This window comes from Streptomyces sp. AC512_CC834 (assembly GCF_019049325.1).
Taxonomy (GTDB): domain Bacteria; phylum Actinomycetota; class Actinomycetes; order Streptomycetales; family Streptomycetaceae; genus Streptomyces.
The window spans coordinates 89,769-110,242 of the sequence record NZ_JAGMUO010000113.1; the positions used below are offsets into that span (position 1 = coordinate 89,769).

Below are 20,474 nucleotides of genomic sequence, written 5' to 3' on the forward strand. Positions count from 1 at the left end.
CCTACCGGGGCGTCAGGCCGCCGCGCCGCCGACGGCGGCGTCGCCACCGCGCACGACGACCAGGAACATGTCCGTGGCGAGGTCCATGACGACCTCGGCGGGCAGCCCCTCAAGACGCCGCGCCTGTGCGAACTCCTCCGCCGGCCAGGACCCTCGCGGCCCGCCGGCGGGAAAGCGTTCGAGCACCGTTCGCCCGTTCACCTCGCACCTCCATGTAGCGCTGTACTCGTAGAGTTAAACGCCAACCATGGAGCGAACGCCTCGCGCGGTGATGGTACTGAGACATAGTTGACACCCGTTCACCGCAAAGTGTGAGCCGCGCCTCAGCCGTTCGGCCGCTTTCGCTACGGAGCGTCTCAGTCGTCGTACTCGTCGTGGTGGCGGACTCTCCCGCGGCCCGCGGGCGCGCCGAGAGCCGACGCGCGTCCCTCGGGTTTCTCCCACGGCTCCTGCCGGCCGAGCGCGGTCAGGTCGAGCAGGCTGGTGGTCGAGCCGAGCCCGTCGAGGCCGCGCTCGTACGTCGAGTAGGTGTGGAAGACCCGGTCGCGGTCCCGCAGGAAGCAGCTCACCCCCGGCCGCTCGACCAGCTCGCCCTCGTGCTCGACGGTCACCTCGAAGTCGGTGTTGAAGTCGCTCACGTACGACGAGTACCAGGGCAGTGTCCAGCCCATCCGGGCCTTGAACGGCAGGATCCTCGGATACGGCGCCCGGGAGACGGCCGCGAACGAGGTGCCGCGTGCCCTCAGGTGCGCGAGGTGCCCGATCTGGTCCAGGAAGGCCGAGCAGCCGGGGCAGCCGGCGTCCCACTCGGGCGCGAACATGAAGTGGTGGACGACGAGCTGGTCGCGGCCCTCGAAGAGGTCGAGCAGGGTGGCCTTGCCGTCGCCGCCCTCGAACACGTACTCCTTGTCGATCTCCACCATGGGCAGCCCGCGTCTGTCGGCGTTGAGGGCGTCACGCGCGCGGGTGGCCGCCTTCTCCTTGGCCAGTAAGGCCTCGCGCGCCGCGCGCCAGTCCGCGCGGGTGACGATCTCGGGCAGCGACATGGCTCCAGCCTCCTGTGCGACGTGCTTCGGTCCGAGGACCCGACGGTCCGTCGGGGTGGTGACCGAAGGCCGCAGCGGAACTCATCGCTGCCCGGCAGGATTCTTTTCCGCAGGGTGCCGAATCGCCGTTGAGCCGGTCTTTCAGGTGTCGTACTCCTGGACGCGCCGGCCGTGCCCGCGGTCGGTCAGGGCGGGCAGCCGCTCCCCCAGTTCCCGCGCCACCTCGGCCACGTCGACGGTGAGCAGTTCGCGGTCCCGCATGAGGACGCGCCCGTCGACGATCGTCGTGCGCACGTCGGCGGAGCGCGCGCTGTGCACCAGGGTGGCGGCGAGGTCGTGCACGGGCTGGGTGTGCGGACCTGTGAGGTCGACCAGGACGAGGTCCGCCCGCCGCCCCGGCGCGATACGGCCGACGGTGTCCCCGAGCCCGACCGCGTGGGCGCTCTGCACGGTGGCGTGGTGGAGGGCCTGACGGGAGGTCAGCCAGCGGGGGTCGTTCTCGGTGGACTTCTGGATCAGGGACGTGAGCGCCATCGACTCCCACACGTCGAGGGAGTTGTTGGAGGCGGCGCCGTCGGTGGCGAGCCCCACGGGGACGCCGATGTCGCGCAGGGCGCGCACGGGTGTCGTGGTGGGCCAGGCGAACTTGAGGTAGCCGCGGGGCGCGGTCGCCACCGCCGTACGGCCGCCCGCGCGCGCGAGGAGCGGCAGGTCGCCCTCGGTGATGCCGGTGCCGTGGGCGATGAGTACATCGGTGTCGAGGATGCCGGTGCGTTCCAGGACCTCGATGGGGGTGACCCCGTGCCGGGCGAGGCTCGTGTCGGTCTGGTCGCGGTTCTCGGCGGCGTGCAGGTGCACGGGCAGGTCGTGGGCGCGGGCGAGTTCCGCGGTGGCGGCGAGGTCGGCGTCGGCCACCGTGTAGGGGGCGTGCGGGGCGAGGGCGGTGGTGATCCGGCCACCGGCCCCGTCACGGCGCCGCAGGGCGAACTCCAGTGACGCCGCCAGACCTTCGGGCCCCTGCGAGGAGAAGTACGCCTGTCCCAACTGCGCCCGCATCCCGCACTGGGTGACGACCGCGGCCACGGCGTCCATGTGGAAGTAGCTGTCCGCGAAGGTCGTGACCCCCGCGCGGATCATCTCGGCGCAGGCCAGTCGGGCGCCCAGGATCACGTCCCGTACCGTGAGGTTGGACTCGACGGGCCAGACGACGTCGTTGAACCACTCCTCGGTGGGCAGATCCTCGGCGAGACCGCGCAGCGCGACCATCGGCGTGTGCGTGTGGCAGTTGATCAGGCCGGGGAGGGCGACCTGGCCCCGGGCGTCGATGCGGTCGGCGGCGGCCAGGCCGTCCACGGCCGCGGCGGTCGTCACGGATTCGACGACCCCGTCCCGTACGACGACGGCGGCGTCCTCCCGGAAGCCGATCTCTTCCCGGTCGTCGTGCACGAGGACGGTGCAGCCGGTGATGACGAGATCCGCGGGCTTCCCGTGCGAAGAAGGCGTCATCACGCCAACGTACGGGGCGGGCGACGCTGCGGCACCCGGTCCGGCGCGGACGCTCACCCCGCGAGCGGCAGTTCGGGGCCGTGCCGGCCCACGCGTCCGCGGCGCTCGGCGAGTTCGTCCCGCAGGGCGGCGAGCCGTTCGGTGTGGCGCGGGGTGAGCCGGCCGGTGTCGTCGAGGTGCACGGCGCAGGCGGTGATGGTGTCGACGAGCCGTTCGAGGACCGCGGCGACCTCGTCCGAGCCCGCGGAGTGCCGGGCGAGGGCGGGCAGTTCGGCGGCGGCCCGGGAGCCGGCGGCACGGGCCTGAGCGAGCGTGCGGTAGGCCTCACGGCGCAGCGTCCACCGGGCGGTCCGGTCGTCGGACTCGCTCAGTACGTGCGCGAGGTAGGCGTGCGCGGCGGAGTCGGCGGCGTCGATGCCGGCCCGGATGCCGGCACCCCGCCGCCCCGGCATCGGCAGGTGCCCGACGACCAGCACGATCGCGCAGGCCAGCAGCGTCTCCCCGATGCGGCCGGCGGAGGCCTGGGGTTCGCCGCCCACCATGACCAGGGCGAGGACGAGGACGGTGACGACGGTGGTCTGGGCGGCGAAGTGCCGGGCGGCGACCGGCACCAGGGCCCCGCAGACCGCGATGAGCGCGACAAGTCCCCCGGGCCGGGGCAGCACGGCCGCGAACCCGGCGAACAGCAGCGCCCCGAGGACGGTCCCCGCCGCCCGGCACAGCACCCGGGACACGAGCGGGCCGAGGTCGGGCTTGACGAGGAAGACGGCGGTGGCGGGCAGCCAGTACCAGTGCTGGTGCGACCCGTGCCACTGGCCGTGGTGCAGCGCCTGGGCGACGGCGGCGCTCGCCCCGAAGCACAGCCCGACCCGCATCCCGTACTCCCTCCCGCCGGCCCCGAGGACGGCGCGGGCCAGGGTGCGGGGCGACCGCCTGCGGGTGTGCAGGTCCTGTCCGCCGCCCCGGTCGAAGGCCTCGGCGGCGTGCAGCAGGGCGTCGTCCAGGGCGCGCAGGGCGGGTTCGGTGCGGCTGGGCGCGGGCAGCGGGCCGGCGGGGGCGTTGCCGCGGACGGCCGCCGCAAGCCGCCGGGGTCCTTCGGCGGCTCGGGCGGGCACGGCCTGCCCCGCCCAGGCGAGCGCGGTCGCCGCCTCGCCCAGGGGCAGTGCCGCGGCGTACTGGGCGTGCAGCCGCCGTTCGGCCGCGGTGGAGGCACGGCGCCGCAGCCGGGGTCCGGCGAGCGCGTCCTGCGCGTGGTCGAGCGCGGCGGTGAGCGCGGCCCGGCGGGCCACGGCGTGCTCCGTGCCGACCGCGTCGAGGAGCGTGGCGACGGCCTCGTAAACGTCGGCGACGGCCGCCCGCTCCCCGTCGAAGCGGTAGTCGAGACGGAGATCGAGCCGCAGTTCGCCGCTGAGGGAACCGGGAGTGGGCAGGACCAGCCGCAGCGCGAGCAGCCATCCGGCACCGGCGAGAAAGGCCAGCATGCTCTGCCACCCGGGGTCGGGCAGCGGCATCCCCGCGCCCACGGCACCTCCGACCAGCAACTGCGTCCCGGTCGCGGACGCCACCGGCCCGACCGCACTGACACCTCCGGCGACCAGCCCGAGCCCGGTCAGCACCAGGGTCAGCGCGACGGCTCCCAGGTGCTGCCCGGCGTACGTCCCGACGAGCAGCCCGGCCGCTCCCGCGAGCGCGGGGACGCCGATCCGTCGCACGGAGGTACGCCGGCTGCCCGGCCGGTCGTTGATGCCGGCCAGCATGGCGGCGACGGCGGCGACGACTCCCAGGGAGGCCCGGTCGGCGAGCAGGGCGGCGAGCAGCAGCGGTCCGCCGGCCAGCGCACCCCGCGTCACCGCGCTCCAGGGCACGGGACCGCGCTGGGCGCTCAGGGGGTGCGCGAGCCAGGGCGGAAGCGCTTGGGCGGCGCGGCGAGCGGTACGGAACACGGGGTGCGGGGCTCCTGTCGTCCGGTCGAGGGCGGGGGCGAGCCTTCGGACGACGGTGGCCGGGCTTGGGTGCGTGGTTTCAACGATAGGGGAGCCACCGGGGCGAGCGGGAACGTGCGTGTTTCGCGGAGGTGACGGTCCGCGGGAGGAGCGGCCGGCGTCGGATGTCGGCTCTGCCACGATGCGGGCCCTGGGGCGGGTGCCAGGGCCGGACCGGTGGCTCAGATCGCCACGCTCGTTTTCCTCGTCAAGCCCGACCTCGACCCGTGGATCAACTGGATCAACTGGATCAACACGAACGAGCGGGCGGACTTCACCGCTTGTCCGCGCACCGCAACCGCCTCACTGCGGGACGCCATGTACGGCTCGGCCGAGCAGCGTCTCACAGTCCCCGATCGCCCGTGCCAGGCTCTCCGTATCCGGCGTCAGGCCCGCCACCAATGCGTCGACCGCGCGCAGCCCGGCCCGCCGGACCAGCCCCTTCTCGTTGGTGACCCACTCCCCGCGGGCCGCCAGCACCGCGTGTGCCGTCTGGGTCGCGGCGAGGGCGATCGCGCCGGCGACCTGGGTGAGGGCGCCCCTGGGTGCGTGGCCCGCCTTGGCGTAGGCGAGGGTGGCCGTGGCCGCGCCGTACCAGCGTTCCGGAGCGGTCGCGCGCAGGGCCTGCGGGTGGGCGGGGCGGGGCAGTTCGCCGCGCAGCACCTCGTTGATGGCCAGTTCCGCGACGAGAAGATACGTCGGGATGCCCGCCAGGTGGAACATCAGCGGCTCGACGCCGAAGCGGCCGGCCTCCGCCTCCGTCACCTCGTGCTCGACGACGTCGAGGTCGCGGTAGTGCACGTCGACCCGGCGCTCGTCGATCGTCAGCCAGGCGCCCCCGTTGAAGACCCCGCCGCCCCACGCGCCGATCTCCGAGACCTCCCCCGCCCAGCCGAGGGCGCGCAGGTCTTCCGGGTCGAAGGCGCCCCGGTAGTAGACCGCCAGGTCCCAGTCGCTGTCCGGTCCGTGGGTGCCCTGGGCCCGGGAGCCGCCGAGGGTGACCGCCCGGACGGTGGGCAGGGCGGCGAGCCGGGTGGCGGTCGTGTCGAGGAAGGCCTGGTCCGTGCGGGTGGGCACTGCTGCGGGCTCCTGACGATGAGGGCGGGACGGGGAGTGAGAGCGGGCGGGGAGGCGACGGGGACGCCCCGCGCCCCCGGAAGCCTAGGCGGCCGGGGGTGCGGGTCGCGAGGGAAATTCGGGTGCGCCGGGCGGGCGGAGAACGGACGATCGGGGGGTTGTCCGTCCGTCTTCAAGGAGCCCTCGTGATTCAGCGCGTCACCGTGCCCGGTCTGTTCCCGCCGCCCACCTACTCCCACGCCTCCGTCGTCGAGGCCGGGACGAGGCTCGCCTTCCTGGCCGGGTCCGTACCGCTGGACGCGGAGGGGAAGCTGGTCGGTGAGGGCGACCACGTCCGGCAGGCCGAGCAGGTGATCGCGAACCTCACCGAGCAGTTGCGTGCCGTCGGGAGCGGCCTGGAGCACGTGCTGTCGACCGACGTGTACGTCGTGAGCACCGAGACGGCCGCGCTGTCCGCCGTCTGGGACGTCGTCGAGGCCTCGGGCCTCAGTGCAGGTCCGCACTCCTCGACGCTGCTCGGGGTGAGCTGCCTCGGCTATCCGGGGCAACTGGTGGAGATCACGGCGACCGCGGTCGTGCCGGACGAGAGCCGTCCGTGAGACGGGAGGCGGGCGTCGAGGCAGTCGCCGCGGCGGGCGGCGAGGCGGTCGTCCTGCGGCGCGCCTCCGGCGCCGACGCGCGTGCGGGCGCCGACGTCTGGCTGCGCTCCTTCGCCGTCGCACTGCCGACCGTGGCCCGGCCCCGCACCGACGCGGAGGTCCGGGAGTACTTCCGGCACGTGCTGGTGCCCCGGCACGGTTTCACGGCCGTGGAGTGGTCGGACGGCGCCCGCAACGAGGAGCGGGAGCCGGATGTGCGCTACGTGTGGCGGCCCCAGTAGTGCTTCGCTCCTTGGGTGAGCGGGCGTCAGGCGTCGCCGCGCGCGTAGCTGTCCGTCGCCGCCAGCAGGGCCTCGTCCCCGGTCGCCCCGGCGTCGTGTCCGGCCTCGTCCACGATCACCAGCTCACTGTCCGGCCAAGCGTGATGGAGCCGCCAGACGATGCCGAGGAGGTTGCCGAAGTCGAGGCTCCCCTGGACCAGGGTGCCGGGAATGCCCTTCAGCAGGGGTGCGTCCCGCAGGACCACGCCCTCGTCGTTGCCGTCACCGAGGAAGTGATCGTTGCCCCAGTAGTGGGTGGCGGTACGGACGAAGCCCATGCGGAAGTCCGGGTCCTCGAAGCGGGCGACCGAGCGGGGCGGCGCCGGGATCGTGGCCGTCTCCCAGTCGGTCCAGGCGCGCGCGGCCCGTTCGCGCACCGCCGCGTCCGGTGACTCCAGCAGCCGGTTGTACGCGGCGGCCACATTGCCGTCGCGTTCGTCCGGGGGCAGCTCGGTGAGGAACCGCTCGTGTGCCTCCGGGAAGATCTTTCCCAAGCCCCGGGTCATAAGAGCCACCTCGGCGTTGGAGCCGGTCGCGACGCCGGTCAGTACCAGCTCGGACACCACCCCGGGGTGCGTCTGCGCGTACCGCAGGCCCAGGACCGATCCCCACGACACACCCCACACCAGCCACCGTTCGATGCCCAGGTGGGCGCGCAGCCGCTCCAGGTCCGCCATGAGGTGACGGGTCGTGTTGACGCTCATGTCCGTGCCGTAGGCGCTCGCGCGGGGCAGCGACCGTCCGGCGCCGCGCTGGTCGACGAGCACGATCCGGTAGGCCGCCGGGTCGAAGTACCGTCGGTGGCCCGGACTTGTGCGGGATCCCGGTCCGCCGTGCAGCACCAGCGCGGGCTTGCCGTGCGGGTTGCCGCTGGTCTCCCAGTAGACGTGGTTGCCGTCGCCGACGTCGAGCATGCCGTGGTCGTACGGTTCGATCTCCGGATACAGGCCCATCGGAGCACCGTATCCGCGGTGGCCCGGGTCGCTCACCTCCTTTGCCGGGCGGGCCACTCACCCGACGGGCAGCCCCGCCGTCTCCGCCGCCGTGCGCAGCACGTCCCGGAGCATCCCGGGAGTGAGCCGTCCGGTGAACGTGTTGCGCTGGCTGACGTGGAAGCAGCCGAAGAGACGCAGGCCGGGAGCGTCGGCGGCGTCCAGCGTGATCTGCCCGCCGTGCGCGAAGGCGGGGCGCGGGCGGGGCACGGTCCAGCCGGCCCCGGCGAACGCGGGCAACGCGGCCTGCCACCCGAAGGCGCCGAGTACGACCACCGCCCGCAGCGTCGGCCGCAGCAGCCCCAGCTCCTGGACGAGCCAGGAACGGCAGGTGTCGCGTTCGGTGGGGGTGGGCTTGTTGGCGGGCGGGGCACAGTGCACCGGCGAGGTGACGCGCACGCCGTACAGTTCCAGGCCGTCGTCGGCGGAGACCGCCGTGGGCTGCGAGGCGAGACCCACGTCGTACAACGCCTGGTACAGCACGTCTCCGGAGCGGTCGCCGGTGAACATCCGGCCGGTGCGGTTGCCGCCGTGGGCCGCGGGGGCCAGCCCGACGATCAGCAGCCGCGCGTCCGGCGGCCCGAAGCCCGGCACCGGCCGACCCCAGTACGTCCAGTCGGCGAAGGCCGCCCGCTTGGTACGGGCCACCTCCTCCCGCCAGTCGACCAGCCTCGGACAGGCCCGGCACCCCACGAGCCGCTGGTCGAGCACGGAGAGGCCGCCGGTGTCCATGTCTCCACCGTAGGCCCCTCTCCGGGTGCGCGACGGCTCCCGTACCCGAGGCCCGGACGGTTCCGCGGAAAATGCGGCTCCTCTCGCTCGGCGGGACGGTTAAGGTCGAAGCATGGCTTCCGAGCATGACGAAGGCAGGAGCGACGGGGTGGCCGCCCCGCGGGACGGCGCCGCTGCCGCCGCCGCCCGGACACCGGACCCCAAGACCACTGCCGCGATCGCCGCCGCCGAGGCGGCCGGGCCGCAGAACGGCGAGAGCGTCCGGGTGGATAGCTGGATCTGGGCCGTGCGCCTCATCAAGACCCGCTCCCTGGGCTCGACCGCCTGCCGCGGCGGCCATGTCCGGGTGAACGGCGAGCGGGTGAAGCCCGCGTACTCCCTGCGTGTCGGCGACGAGGTGCGGCTGCGGCAAGAGGGCCGGGAACGCGTCGTCGTCGTGAAGCGGCTGATCCGCAAGCGGGTCGGTGCCCCGGTCGCCGCCCAGTGCTACCTCGACAACTCCCCGCCGCCCCCGCCCCGCGAGGCCGTCGCCCCGGCCGGCATCCGCGACCGCGGCGCCGGCCGCCCGACCAAGCGCGACCGCCGCGAGATGGATCGGCTGCGCAACCTGGACGGCCTGAGCAGCGCCCGGAGAGACGCCGAGACCAGGCCCTGACCTCGCCCCGTCGGGCCATTCCCGTCGGGCCGCTCCCGTCGGGCCGCTCCCGTGGGGCCGCTCCCGTGGGGCTGCCCCGGGCCTCGCCACCGGACTGCTACCTCCCTCGCACGGGAACCGCCCCCACCCACGTCCCGTCGTCGGTGAGATACCGGTCCACCGCGAGTCCCGCCTCCCCCAGCGCCTCCTCGAACTGTTCCCTGGTCAGTGGCCGGGCGCGGAAGGTCTGCGTCCAGACCGCGTCCGGGAACTCGTACTCCGCGCGGACCGCGTTGACGCCGTCGCCCACCGGCTCCGCCGACACGATCCGGACGGTGAAGCCGCTGGGGTCCACCCGCTCACGCGGCAGGTTCGTGTGGTAGCCCGCCCCCTCCCGCTGGATCAGTACCAAGCCGTCCTCCGCGACATGCCGGGCGCAGGTGCGCAGCAGCCCCCGTCTCACCTCGTCGTCCCCGGCGTGCACGAGGAACGACGCCAGCATCACGACGTCGAAGCTCTCGCCGAGGTCGAGGTCCTCGATCGGGCCGCATATGGTCCGTGCCCCGCGCACGTGCTCCAGCATCTCGGCGGACTCGTCCACCGCGGTGACGGTGAACCCCCGCTCCAGCAGTGGGTGGGTCATGCGCCCCACCCCACAGCCCAGCTCCAGGATCCGCGCGCCCCCGGGCGCGGCGGCGGCGACGATGTCCGGCTCGGCTCCGGCGGGCAGCCGCGAATACAGCTCGACCGCACAGCCGTCCGGGGTGATGGCTCCGGGCCCCGTCCCCTGGTGGCCCTCTCGCATTTTCAGCTCCATGCCAGTCCAACGGCCCGCCCCCGCACACCCGTTCCCACTCGATAGGGGTTCACCCGACCGAGTGAACGCGCCCGGTCGCGAGGTTCCTGGTTTTCCGGCACGGGCTGCCGGAGTACGTTCGTAGGAGGAGTGGTGAAGCGATGCGTACGGGCAGTGAACCGGCAACCGCGCGCAGTGCGCTGCGAGCGCGGTTCTGGCTGAGCCTGTGGGGGCTGGTCTGGGCGGTCTTCGGCACGGCCGCCTTCGCGCTCACCGGGCGGTTCGGGTGGGCGCTCGCCTGCGGAGTGCTGTGGCTCGTCGTCACGGTCGACCTGACCGTGATCCTCCGGCACCTCCGTCAGGGCCCGCACTACCAGCCCGGCCGGGACATCCCGCCGTACCTGCCCCCGAGGGGCCCAACGCGCCCGGGGCACCCGGGGCACCGACAGCTCTGAAGCGCCGGCCGTCAGGAGTCGAACCGCGCCTGCTGCAGATACTCCGGTTTCGGGTCCAGAGCCGCCGCCAGCCGGAAGTGGCGCCGCGCCTGGTCGGGACAGCCCCGGCGCTCGTAGGTGCGGGCGAGCGCGAAGTGGGCGAAGGCGTTGTCCGGCTCACGCTCCAGGACGATGGTGAACTCCAGCTCGGCCGGTCGCAGTTGCGCCGCCGCGAAGAAGGCACGCGCGCGCAGGAGCCGCGCGGCGGTGCTCTCCGGATGCGCGCCGATGACCGCGTCGAGCAGCTTCACCGCGCCCCGCGGGTCCCGCGCCGCGAGCAGATGCTCGGCGGCACGGAAGTCGATGACATCCGTCTCCGGAGTACGTCCGGTCGATCCGCTGGTCTCGGGCACGGCAGAGTCCTTCCCTCACTGGAAGGGATCAACGCCCGCGCGGGGGCCGCTATTCCGTGTGCGCTCTGCGCACCAGTTCGACCCAGACCTCTTCCACCCGGCGCCGCAGTTCCGCCAGCGGCACGTCGTTGTCGACGATCACGTCCGCGATCTCCCGGCGCTGCTCTCGCGTCGCCTGGGCGGCCATGCGGGCGCGCGCGTCCTGCTCGGTCATGCCGCGCAGCCGGACCAGCCGGTCGAGCTGGGTGGCGGGGTCGGCGTCCACGACGACCACGAGGTCGTACAGCGGCGCCAGGCCGTTCTCCGTGAGCAGGGGAACGTCGTGGACGACGACGGCGTCCTCGGCGGCGGCCTCCTCGAGGGCTCGGGAGCGCTCGCCGACCAGGGGGTGCACGATCGAGTTCAGGACGGCCAGCTTCTCCGGGTCTGCGAACACGATCGAGCCCAGTTTCGGCCGGTCCAGGCCGCCGTCCTCGGCGAGGACCTCCTCGCCGAAGGACTCGACGACCGCGGCGAGCCCGGACGTGCCCGGCGCGACGACCTCGCGTGCGATCCGGTCCGCGTCGATCAGTACGGCGCCGTGCTCGACGAGCAGCCGCGACACCTCGCTCTTGCCGACGCCGATCCCGCCGGTCAGGCCCACGGACAGCATGACCGCGCCTCCACCTCAACACTCCCGCTACGGCGGGGACGACTTGCCGACTCCGACACCGCCGGTCAGGCCCACCGGATCACCCCCGCACGGCGGGGACGGGTGGGGTCACGGCCGTCCGCCAGGCTACCGGATCAGCCCTCGCCCTCCCGCTCGGCCAGGAACCGTTCGAACTCGCGGCCGATCTCGTCCGCCGAGGGGATCTCGACGGGCTCGGCGAGCATGTTGCCCCGGGTCTCGGCGCCCGCGGCCGCGTCGTACTGGTGCTCAAGGCCCTGGATGAGGGCGGTGAGTTCCTCGTCGCCCTCCTGGATCTGCCGGTCGATCTCCGTCTGGGTGCGGTGGGCGTCCGTGCGCAGGGAGTGCGCGATGCCCGGCAGCACCAGACCGGTCGCCGCGGTGATCGCCTCCAGGACGGTCAGCGCCGCGTCCGGGTACGGGGAGCGGGCGATGTAGTGCGGGACGTGCGCGGCGACGCCGAGCGCGTCGTGGCCGGCCTGCATCAGCCGGTACTCGACCAGCGCCTCCGCGCTGCCGGGGACCTGCGCCTCCTCGAAGGGGCTGCCTCGGCCCGGTACGAGGTCGGTGCGGCTGCCGTGCGGAGTGATGCCGACGGGGCGGGTGTGCGGAACACCCATGGGGATGCCGTGGAAGCTCACCGCCAGGCGGACGCCCAGCCGCTCCACGATCTGCTCGACGGCGGCGGCGAAACGCTCCCACTCGACGTCCGGCTCGGGGCCCGACAGCAGCAGGAACGGTGCCCCGGTGGCGTCCTGGACGAGCCGCACCTCAATGGTGGGCTCCTCGTAGTCCGTCCAGGTGTCCCGCTTGAAGGTCAGCAGCGGCCGACGCGCCCGGTAGTCGACGAGCCGGTCGTGGTCGAAGCGGGCGACGACCTGGTGGGGCAGCGAGTCGAGCACCTGGTCGACGATCTGGTCGCCGGTATCGCCGGCGTCGATGTATCCGTCGAAGTGGTACAGCATGACCAGTCCGGCCGACTCCTGGGCGAGTGCCATGTCGACGACGGCCAGGCCCTTCGGCTCCCATGCGTACAAATCCTGTGGATCAAGCACAGTGACCGCTCCCCTCCTCGTGTTCGTACGTCATAACGCCCTTACGGGGTGGGGCATTCCCCGGAGAACGCCGACCGGAAAACACCGACCGGAAAACGCTGAGGGGCCGCACCTCGAAAGGTACGGCCCCTCAGTCACGGTCAACCGCTATGCCTCAGCGGCCGGGGTTCAGCTCTGGCCGCCGGCCAGCTTCTCGCGCAGCGCGGCCAGCGCCTCGTCCGACGCCAGGGCGCCGGAGTTGTCGCCGCCCTCGGAGGAGTACGAGCCTCCGCCGCCGCCACTGCCGCCACCGCTGCTGGACGCGGCCGGAGCCGCACCCGCGGTGTCGACACCCTCGGCAGCGGCCTTCTCGTCCGCCTCGCGGGACTTGATGACCTGAGCCTGGTGCTGCTCGAAGCGGGTCTGCGCCTCGGCGTACTGGGTCTCCCACACCTCGCGCTGGGTCTCGTAGCCCTCGAGCCAGTCGTTGGTCTCGGGGTCGAAGCCCTCGGGGTAGATGTAGTTGCCCTGGTCGTCGTAGGACGCGGCCATGCCGTACAGGGTCGGGTCGAACTCGACCACAGACGGGTCGGCACCGAAGGCCTCGTTGGCCTGCTTCAGCGAGAGGCTGATGCGGCGGCGCTCGAGGTCGATGTCGATGACCTTGACGAAGATCTCGTCGTTGACCTGGACGACCTGCTCCGGGATCTCCACGTGGCGCTCGGCCAGCTCGGAGATGTGGACCAGACCCTCGATGCCCTCGTCCACGCGGACGAACGCACCGAACGGCACCAGCTTCGTGACCTTGCCGGGCACGACCTGGCCGATCTGGTGGGTCCGGGCGAACTGCTGCCACGGGTCTTCCTGGGTCGCCTTCAGCGACAGGGAGACACGCTCGCGGTCCATGTCCACGTCGAGAACCTCGACGGTGACCTCCTGGCCGACCTCGACAACCTCGGAGGGGTGGTCGATGTGCTTCCAGGACAGCTCGGAGACGTGGACCAGACCGTCGACGCCACCCAGGTCCACGAAGGCACCGAAGTTGACGATCGAGGAGACGACGCCGGAACGGACCTGACCCTTCTGGAGGGTGGTGAGGAACGTCTGGCGGACCTCGGACTGGGTCTGCTCCAGCCAGGCACGGCGGGACAGGACCACGTTGTTGCGGTTCTTGTCCAGCTCGATGATCTTCGCCTCGAGCTCCTTGCCCACGTAGGGCTGGAGGTCGCGAACGCGGCGCATCTCGACCAGGGAGGCCGGGAGGAAGCCACGGAGGCCGATGTCGAGGATGAGACCACCCTTGACGACCTCGATGACGGTACCGGTGACGATGCCGTCCTCTTCCTTGATCTTCTCGATGGTGCCCCAGGCTCGCTCGTACTGGGCGCGCTTCTTCGAGAGGATCAGGCGGCCTTCCTTGTCCTCCTTCTGGAGAACAAGGGCCTCGATCTCGTCACCGACGGCGACGACCTCATTGGGGTCGACGTCGTGCTTGATCGAGAGTTCGCGGCTCGGGATGACACCTTCGGTCTTGTAACCGATGTCGAGCAGGACCTCGTCCCGGTCGACCTTCACGATGACGCCGTCGACGATGTCGCCGTCGTTGAAGTACTTGATCGTCTCGTCGATCGCGGCGAGGAAGGCTTCCTCGTTACCGATGTCGTTGACCGCAACCTGCGGGGTGGTGGCGGTGGTCTCGGTGCTGCTCGTCATGTGGGAAAGGGCTCCGGTACGGACATTGAAGTCGTAGGTACTGCTTACGCCGGGAGCCCGTTTCGCTCTGAAGAAGCCGGACAGCTTAGGAAGCGTCACCGAAACCAGGGGTGACACCTCGAGAACCGAGGGGACATACAACAGATGCGAGCGCGACCTGCTACGTCTGAGGTGCGCAGGCCCGCAGCGCAACTTGTAGCATACGGGGGCAGCCGGGCAGGGTCAATGCGCGAAGCCGCACACCCGGGGCAGATCGTCGCATACCCGGCACAAATGCCGTCTCCCGAGGCCACGTGGCCCACCGGACACCCCGTACGTGACACGGGGCAGGCGGCACGGAAGAGCCCGCAGACTAGTACGAGGGAGCCGGTCATCCAAGAGCCCGTAACGTCCGAGGCCGCATCCGGGGCCGCATCCGGGGCCGAAGGGGCCGAACCCGAGGCCACCCGGCGTGCCGCCGGTGTCACGGAGAGTTCCCGCGCCAACCGCGGCTGGTGGGACCGGAACGCGGACGAGTACCAGACCGATCACGGCACCTTCCTCGGCGACGACCGCTTCGTGTGGTGTCCCGAGGGCCTGGACGAGGTGGAGGCCGAGCTGCTCGGTCCGCCGGAGGACCTGAAGGGCAGGGACGTCCTGGAGATCGGGGCCGGCGCGGCCCAGTGCTCGCGCTGGCTGACCGCCCAGGGTGCCCGGCCGGTCGCCCTGGACCTCTCCCACCGCCAGCTCCAGCACGCCCTGCGCATCGGCGGCTCGTTCCCGCTGGTCTGCGCCGACGCGACGGTGCTGCCCTTCGCGGACGGTTCGTTCGACCTGGCGTGCTCGGCGTACGGGGCGCTGCCCTTCGTGGCCGACCCGCGGCTGGTGCTGCGGGAGGTGCGCCGGGTGCTGCGGCCCGGCGGCCGCTTCGTCTTCTCGGTCACGCACCCGCTGCGCTGGGCCTTCCCGGACGAGCCGGGCCCCGAGGGACTGTCGGCGACCGCTTCCTACTTCGACCGCACGCCCTACGTCGAGCAGGACGACGACGGCCACGCGGTCTACGTCGAGCACCACAGGACGCTCGGTGACCGGGTGCGGGACGTGGCGACGTCGGGGTTCCGGCTGGTGGACCTCGTCGAGCCGGAGTGGCCGGACTGGAACACCTCCGAGTGGGGCGGCTGGTCGCCGCTGCGCGGGCGGCTGATCCCGGGAACGGCGATCTTCGTGTGCGAGCGCGACTGAAGCCATCCCCAGCCATCCCCGCACCCGCGGTACGGGTGCACGCGCGCGTGCGAGGCCGTTTCCCCGGCGTACGACACTGGGGGCGTGATCCGTTACGACGCCCTGGACGCGCTGCCCGTACGCGGTGCCCTGCCCGCGCTGCACGACGCCCTGGAGGGGCACGGCACTGCGGTGCTGGTCGCGCCGCCCGGCACCGGCAAGACGACGCTGGTGCCGCTCGCGCTGGCCGGGCTGCTGGGTGAGGGTCCCGCGCGGCGCGTGGTGGTGGCCGAGCCGCGGCGGATCGCGGCGCGGGCGGCGGCCCGGCGCATGGCGTGGCTGCTGGGCGAGAAGCCCGGCGCGAGTGTCGGGTACACCGTGCGCGGCGAGCGGGTCGTCGGGCGCCACGCGCGCGTGGAGGTCGTCACGACGGGTGTGCTGTTGCAGCGGCTCCAGCGGGACCAGGAGCTGACGGGCGTCGACGTGGTGGTGCTCGACGAGTGCCACGAGCGTCATCTGGACGCGGACACGACGGCGGCGTTCCTCTGGGACGTGCGGCAGGCCCTGCGGCCGGAGCTGCGGCTGGTGGCCGCGTCGGCCACGACCGACGCGGAGGGCTGGGCCCGGCTGCTGGGCGGGGCGCCGGTCGTCGAGGCGCGGGGCGTGTCGTACCCCGTGGAGGTCGTGTGGGCGCCACCGGGGCGTCCGGTGCGGCCGCCGCACGGGATGCGGGTGGATCCGGCGCTGCTCTCGCACGTGGCGTCGGTGGTGCGGCGGGCACTGACCGAGCGGGACGGGGACGTGCTGTGTTTCCTGCCCGGGGTCGGGGAGATCTCCCGCGTCGCCGGGCAGTTGGGCGCTCGCGCGGACGTGGACGTGCTCCAGGTGCACGGGCGGGCGCCGGCGGCCGTGCAGGACGCGGTGCTGGCGCCGGGGACTCGGCGCCGGGTGATGCTGGCGACCTCGGTGGCCGAGTCGTCGCTGACCGTTCCGGGCGTGCGGGTGGTCGTGGACGCGGGGCTGGCGCGGGAGCCGCGGGTGGACCACGCGCGCGGGCTGAGCGCGCTGACGACCGTACGGGCCTCGCGGGCCTCGGCGGGGCAGCGGGCGGGCCGCGCCGGGCGTGAGGCGCCGGGGGTGGTGTACCGCTGCTGGGCGGAAGCGGAGGACGCCCGTCTGCCGCGCTTCCCGGCACCGGAGATCAAGGTGGCCGACCTGACGGCGTTCGCGCTGCAGGCGGCCTGCTGGGGCGATCCGGACGCGTCCGGTCTCGCGCTGCTCGATCCGCCGCCGGGAGGGGCGATGGCGGCCGCCCGGTCGGTGCTGACGGCGGTCGGCGCGGTGGACTCCGCCGGCCGGGCCACCGAGCGCGGGGTACGCATGGCCCGCCTCGGCCTGCACCCCCGCTTGGGCCGGGCACTCCTGGACGCGGAGGAACTGGGCGCCGGCGTGTCACCGACGACCGGCGACTCCGGGGGCGGCCGTGGCTCGGACGTGGTGGCGGAGGTGGTGGCGGAGGTGGTGGGGCTGCTGAGTGAGGAGGCGCCGCGGGAGTACGGGGACGATCTGGTGTCCGTGCTGCGGGCCGCCCGGCGGGGCCGGGACGCCTACGGGACGCGGTGGCGGACCGAGGTGCGGCGGCTGCGGGCCGCCGTGGAGCGCGGGAGCGGCGGGCGGGCGGGGGTGGCCACCGAGGACACGCTTGCCGGGCTGGTGGCCGCTCTGGCGTTTCCCGAGCGCGTGGCCAGGAAGGACGGCGGTTCGTATCTGATGGTCTCCGGCACCCGCGCCGAACTGCCGGAGGCGTCGGCGATGCGCGGAGCACCGTGGATCGCCGTCGCCGTGGCCGACCGCCCCGTGGGCAAGGGGCACGCGCGTGTGCAGCTCGGCGCGGTCGTCGACGAGGGGACGGCCCGGCTCGCGGCGGGGGCGCTGCTGACGGAGCGGGACGAGGTGCACTGGGCCGACGGTGACGTGGTCGCCCGGCGTGTCGAACGGCTCGGAGCCGTGGAACTGGCGGTGCGGCCCCTGACGAAAGCCGACCCCGCTCTCGTACGGAGCGCACTGCTGGAAGGGCTGCGGCGGGAGGGGCTCGGGTTGCTGCGCCGGCCGGCCGAGGCGGACGTACTGCGCGGGCGGCTGGCGTTCTTGCGCCGGCATCTCGGTGAGCCTTGGCCGGACGTTTGCGACGACGCGCTGCTCGCGCGCGTGGACGAATGGCTGGAGCCCGAGCTGAGCCGGGCCCGGCGGCGGGCCGACCTGGGCCGGATCGACGCCGGGGAGGCGTTGAAGCGGCTGCTGCCCTGGGCCTCCGGGGAGGCGGCACGGCTCGACGAGCTGGCCCCCGAGCGGATCGCGGTCCCCAGTGGGTCCAGGATCCGGATCGACTACGCCGACCCGGAACAGCCGGTTCTCGCGGTGAAGTTGCAGGAGATGTTCGGGCTCCAGCGGTCCCCGGAGATCGCCGGGGTGCCGCTCCTCGTCCATCTGCTCTCCCCCGCCGGCCGTCCCGCCGCGGTCACCGCCGACCTGGCCTCGTTCTGGAAGGACGGCTACAACGGCGTACGGGCGGAGCTGCGCGGCCGGTATCCGAAGCATCCGTGGCCCGAGGACCCGGCCACGGCGGAGCCGACGCGGTACACGAAGGCGCGGCTCGGGAAGTGACGGCCGCCCGGCGGGGCATGGGGCGCCCCGCCGGGCGGGACGGCGCCTACGCCTCCGGTTCGGTCGACGGCCCGGTGGACGGCTCGGAGGAAGGGCTCTCGGACGGCTCGGTGGACGGGTCGGTGGACGGGTCCGGTGTCGGTTCGGTCTTGGCCGCCACCGTCAGGGTGACGTCGAGCGCGGCGCCGCCCGCCGTGGTGAGACGGAGGATGTACGTGCCCTCGGTGTCGTCGGCGTACAGCTCCGGCAGCTTCAGCCGGCCGTTGGCGTCGGTCTTCAGGCCGGTCAGCGTACGCACGGCCTTTTTGTCGGCGTCCTTGAAGTAGGGGCCCTTGTCGTTCTCGGTCGGGTCGAGATCCGACTTGATGAGCGTGGCGGTGACGGCGACCTTGTCCGCGGCGGCGCCCTTGTGGGTGGCCTTCACCTCGACCCGGTCGGCGAACGTGCCACCGGGCGTGCACGTCAGGTCGGTCTCGCCGGTGCGGGTGAGGGCGTCGGCGACGCGCTCGGTGACGGTGGCCTTGTAGTCGAGGCCCGCGACGGTACGGCCGATCACGGTGGCCCGGACGGTGAACTCACCGGTCTTCTCGCCCGCCACCAGCGCGGGCGCGACGGCCACTCCGGAGGCGTTGGTGGTCGCCACGGCGACCTTGTCGCCGCCGGGGAAGGTGGCGTCCGTGTCGCCCAGGACGGTGAAGCGGACGCGCACCTTGCCGACGGCCTCTCCGGTCTTGGTCTCGGCGCGGGTGCTGATCTTCTTTGCGAACGTGTCGCCCGCGATCGCGGTGAACCCGGTGGTGCCGGCGTTCTCCAGGTGGTGGACCGTGTCGGTGGGAGTGGGCGTCTCCGTCGGAGGCTCCGGATCCGGTTCCGGCTCCGGGTCCGTCGGAGGCTTGGTGCTCGGGGAGCCGGGGCTGGTGGAGCTGCCCGGGTCCGACGGCTTGCCCGGACTCGGGCTGGGCGACGCCGTGCCGGGGGTCTGGGTCGTGCCGCCGGCGCCCGTCCGGCCCGGTGAGGGGTCGGCGCCGGAGCCGAACGTGTCGTCGCTGCGGCCGACCGGGAGGCTGCCGGTGCCGTCCGGGATCTCGTGGGTGCCCTTGCGGTAGTGCTCCAGCCACGACAGGACCGTGTACAGGTAGTCCTGCGAGTTGTTGTAGCTGAGGATCGCGCTCTCGAGGTCGTCCTGGTCGGACAGGTCCCAGCCGTAGCGGCACAGGTAGTGGCCGGCGGCGAGCGCGGCGTCGTAGACGTTGTTCGGGTCTTCCTTGCCGTCGCCGTTGCCGTCGCGGCCCGCCCACGCCCAGGTGGAGGGGATGAACTGCATGGGACCGACGGCGTTGTCGTAGCTGCTGTTGCCGTCGTAGACGCCGTTGTCGGTGTCCTTGATGAGCGCGAAGCCGTTGCCGTCGAGCTGCGGGCCGATGATGCGGCCGATGGTCGTGCCGCCGGCGTCGACGCGGCCGCCGCGGGCCTGACCCGACTCCACCTTGCCGATGGCGGCGAGCAGTTGCCACGGCAGATTGCAGCCGGGCTTGGACTGGCGCAGCTCCGACTCGGCCTTCTTGTAGGCGTCGAGGACGGTCGCGGGCACGCCCGACTCGGACGAGCTCGGGGAGGAGGGGGTGCCGGTGGTCGGGGCGGGGCTCGGGCTGTCGAGCGGCGGCAGGTCGGTGTAGTACGGCGAGTTGCCGGTGGCGCTGTCCGCGGAGGGCGTGTCGGACGTCGGCGCGTTGTCGGCGGTGGTCTGTCTGCCGTTGCCGTCGGCCGTCACGTCGGGGGCCTGGGACGCGGACAGGGCCGCGACCGCGACCGCCGCCACGGTGGTGGTGACCGCCGCCTTGCGGAGCCTCCTGTCGAAATGCGCCGCCATAGAGTGAACCCCTCCCGTGGACGCTCGCGCGTCCTTCTCCGTACGTCTTCGGCTGCCGTACTCGCCCGTCGTGCCCGTCGCGCCCGCTGTGCGCGCTGTGCTCGACCTGTTGTGACGATCGGTTCGCGCCGACGGTTGCACCACAACTTTCCGAGCACGGTGTTCGTCTGTTCGACCAGTACGGTGCCGCAGGCGACCCTACGACAACTTGCTTTGCACGGGCACCCGTTCGTGCCCGATATTCACCAGTTGGCCATATGCGGAGTTCTGTTGCCGTTCACCCCGGTACGCCGTGGGGGTCAGGGTGTGGCGCCCGGCCCCGGTCCCCACCAGCCCGTGCGGCGCCGGTACGGAACCGGGCCGCCGGGTCGCGCGCCGAGGGTGTCGGCGGTCGCGACGAACACGGTGAAGGTGTGGGCGGGCCGTGCCCGCGGCAGCAGGGTGAGGGCCAGCGCGAGGTAGCCGCGGGCCAGGTCGGCCCACAGGCGCCACGCGGGTGTCTCGCGCGGGGCGGCGGTCGCCGGGGCCCGATGGGCGAGTCTGCGGCGGAGGTCCGTCGCGGTGCGGCGGAGGACCGTCGCGACGGTGGTGGGGATGCGGCCGGTACTTGCGCCCGGCGCGAAGACCGGGACCGGGAGGAGTGGCACGCGGGCGGGTCCGTCTGTGCTTGCCCGTGCCGGTGTCGTCCGGTGGTGGAGCATGCGTATACCCATGCCCGCATCCTCGGGGGAGACGGGGACGCGGGCGTTTCCGCGGGGGCCACCGGAGTGACGGGGACACTCGCCGCCCGTT

The 20,474-nt window shown here is 73.0% G+C and carries 20 protein-coding genes; 6 read left to right on the forward strand and 14 right to left on the reverse strand.

The genetic code is table 11. The features are described from left to right. Positions 1 to 12 precede the first annotated feature (12 nt). From KUM40_RS35405 to KUM40_RS35425, 5 genes are all read right to left on the reverse strand, one after another. Complete coding sequence (locus KUM40_RS35405) at positions 13 to 201, reverse strand: hypothetical protein (protein WP_217170409.1); 189 nt, start codon at positions 199 to 201, stop codon at positions 13 to 15. A gap of 155 nt (positions 202 to 356) precedes the next feature. Beyond that, the gene (locus tag KUM40_RS35410) at positions 357 to 1,046 is read right to left on the reverse strand and encodes a DUF899 domain-containing protein (protein ID WP_217170410.1); all 690 of its coding nucleotides are present in this window, start codon (positions 1,044 to 1,046) and stop codon (positions 357 to 359) included. 141 nt (positions 1,047 to 1,187) lie between these two features. Next, a complete protein-coding gene (locus KUM40_RS35415) occupies positions 1,188 to 2,552 on the reverse strand; it encodes an amidohydrolase (RefSeq protein WP_217170411.1) in 1,365 nt (454 codons plus the stop codon). Between the two features lie 53 nt (positions 2,553 to 2,605). Beyond that, the gene (locus tag KUM40_RS35420; protein WP_217170412.1) at positions 2,606 to 4,495 is read right to left on the reverse strand and encodes an FUSC family protein; all 1,890 of its coding nucleotides are present in this window, start codon (positions 4,493 to 4,495) and stop codon (positions 2,606 to 2,608) included. A 342-nt stretch (positions 4,496 to 4,837) separates the two neighbouring features. Next, on the reverse strand, positions 4,838 to 5,611 hold the full coding sequence (locus KUM40_RS35425) for a nucleotidyltransferase domain-containing protein (RefSeq protein WP_217170413.1): 774 nt from the start codon (positions 5,609 to 5,611) through the stop codon (positions 4,838 to 4,840). Between the two features lie 185 nt (positions 5,612 to 5,796). Here KUM40_RS35425 and KUM40_RS35430 point away from each other — a divergent pair, with 185 nt between their 5' ends. Together KUM40_RS35430 and KUM40_RS35435 are read left to right on the forward strand one after the other, a co-directional pair. Beyond that, positions 5,797 to 6,210 (forward strand): RidA family protein, encoded by a 414-nt coding sequence (locus KUM40_RS35430; protein ID WP_217170414.1) that lies wholly within the window; start codon positions 5,797 to 5,799, stop codon positions 6,208 to 6,210. Next, positions 6,207 to 6,491, forward strand: a complete 285-nt coding sequence (locus KUM40_RS35435) for a hypothetical protein (RefSeq protein ID WP_217170415.1) — start codon at positions 6,207 to 6,209, stop codon at positions 6,489 to 6,491. Before KUM40_RS35430 ends, KUM40_RS35435 begins: the two co-directional genes overlap by 4 nt. A gap of 26 nt (positions 6,492 to 6,517) precedes the next feature. Here KUM40_RS35435 and pip read toward each other — a convergent pair whose 3' ends face one another. Both pip and KUM40_RS35445 read right to left on the reverse strand, forming a co-directional pair. Then, a complete protein-coding gene (gene pip, locus KUM40_RS35440) occupies positions 6,518 to 7,483 on the reverse strand; it encodes a prolyl aminopeptidase (RefSeq protein WP_217170416.1) in 966 nt (321 codons plus the stop codon). A gap of 57 nt (positions 7,484 to 7,540) precedes the next feature. Then, positions 7,541 to 8,254, reverse strand: a complete 714-nt coding sequence (locus KUM40_RS35445) for a uracil-DNA glycosylase (RefSeq protein WP_217170417.1) — start codon at positions 8,252 to 8,254, stop codon at positions 7,541 to 7,543. Positions 8,255 to 8,366: 112 nt separating this feature from the next. Here KUM40_RS35445 and KUM40_RS35450 point away from each other — a divergent pair, with 112 nt between their 5' ends. Next, the gene (locus KUM40_RS35450; RefSeq protein WP_217170418.1) at positions 8,367 to 8,909 is read left to right on the forward strand and encodes an RNA-binding S4 domain-containing protein; all 543 of its coding nucleotides are present in this window, start codon (positions 8,367 to 8,369) and stop codon (positions 8,907 to 8,909) included. Positions 8,910 to 9,006: 97 nt separating this feature from the next. Here the strand turns inward: KUM40_RS35450 and KUM40_RS35455 are convergent, their stop codons facing one another. Further along, the gene (locus KUM40_RS35455) at positions 9,007 to 9,705 is read right to left on the reverse strand and encodes a bifunctional 2-polyprenyl-6-hydroxyphenol methylase/3-demethylubiquinol 3-O-methyltransferase UbiG (RefSeq protein ID WP_217170419.1); all 699 of its coding nucleotides are present in this window, start codon (positions 9,703 to 9,705) and stop codon (positions 9,007 to 9,009) included. Between the two features lie 140 nt (positions 9,706 to 9,845). Here KUM40_RS35455 and KUM40_RS35460 point away from each other — a divergent pair, with 140 nt between their 5' ends. After that, positions 9,846 to 10,139 (forward strand): DUF6343 family protein, encoded by a 294-nt coding sequence (locus KUM40_RS35460; RefSeq protein ID WP_217170420.1) that lies wholly within the window; start codon positions 9,846 to 9,848, stop codon positions 10,137 to 10,139. Between the two features lie 11 nt (positions 10,140 to 10,150). Here the strand turns inward: KUM40_RS35460 and KUM40_RS35465 are convergent, their stop codons facing one another. From KUM40_RS35465 to rpsA, 4 genes are all read right to left on the reverse strand, one after another. After that, positions 10,151 to 10,531 (reverse strand): tetratricopeptide repeat protein, encoded by a 381-nt coding sequence (locus KUM40_RS35465; protein WP_217170421.1) that lies wholly within the window; start codon positions 10,529 to 10,531, stop codon positions 10,151 to 10,153. A 49-nt stretch (positions 10,532 to 10,580) separates the two neighbouring features. Beyond that, positions 10,581 to 11,183, reverse strand: coding sequence for a dephospho-CoA kinase (gene coaE, locus KUM40_RS35470; protein ID WP_217170422.1), 603 nt, complete (start codon positions 11,181 to 11,183; stop codon positions 10,581 to 10,583). Between the two features lie 134 nt (positions 11,184 to 11,317). Next, positions 11,318 to 12,256: a PAC2 family protein gene (locus tag KUM40_RS35475; protein WP_217170423.1), complete on the reverse strand. Its 939-nt coding sequence runs from the start codon at positions 12,254 to 12,256 to the stop codon at positions 11,318 to 11,320. Between the two features lie 168 nt (positions 12,257 to 12,424). Continuing rightward, a complete protein-coding gene (gene rpsA, locus KUM40_RS35480) occupies positions 12,425 to 13,948 on the reverse strand; it encodes a 30S ribosomal protein S1 (protein WP_217170424.1) in 1,524 nt (507 codons plus the stop codon). 273 nt (positions 13,949 to 14,221) lie between these two features. Between rpsA and KUM40_RS35485 the strand changes: the two genes are divergently transcribed. Beyond that, on the forward strand, positions 14,222 to 15,169 hold the full coding sequence (locus KUM40_RS35485) for a class I SAM-dependent methyltransferase (protein ID WP_217170425.1): 948 nt from the start codon (positions 14,222 to 14,224) through the stop codon (positions 15,167 to 15,169). 84 nt (positions 15,170 to 15,253) lie between these two features. Next, positions 15,254 to 17,812, forward strand: a complete 2,559-nt coding sequence (gene hrpB / locus KUM40_RS35490; RefSeq protein WP_217170426.1) for an ATP-dependent helicase HrpB — start codon at positions 15,254 to 15,256, stop codon at positions 17,810 to 17,812. 46 nt (positions 17,813 to 17,858) lie between these two features. On the opposite strand, the gene KUM40_RS35495 is transcribed toward hrpB, so the two are convergent. Together KUM40_RS35495 and KUM40_RS35500 are read right to left on the reverse strand one after the other, a co-directional pair. Next, the gene (locus KUM40_RS35495; RefSeq protein ID WP_217170427.1) at positions 17,859 to 19,682 is read right to left on the reverse strand and encodes a lytic transglycosylase domain-containing protein; all 1,824 of its coding nucleotides are present in this window, start codon (positions 19,680 to 19,682) and stop codon (positions 17,859 to 17,861) included. Between the two features lie 299 nt (positions 19,683 to 19,981). Next, positions 19,982 to 20,329: a hypothetical protein gene (locus KUM40_RS35500; RefSeq protein ID WP_374227449.1), complete on the reverse strand. Its 348-nt coding sequence runs from the start codon at positions 20,327 to 20,329 to the stop codon at positions 19,982 to 19,984. Between the last annotated feature and the right edge of the window lie 145 nt (positions 20,330 to 20,474).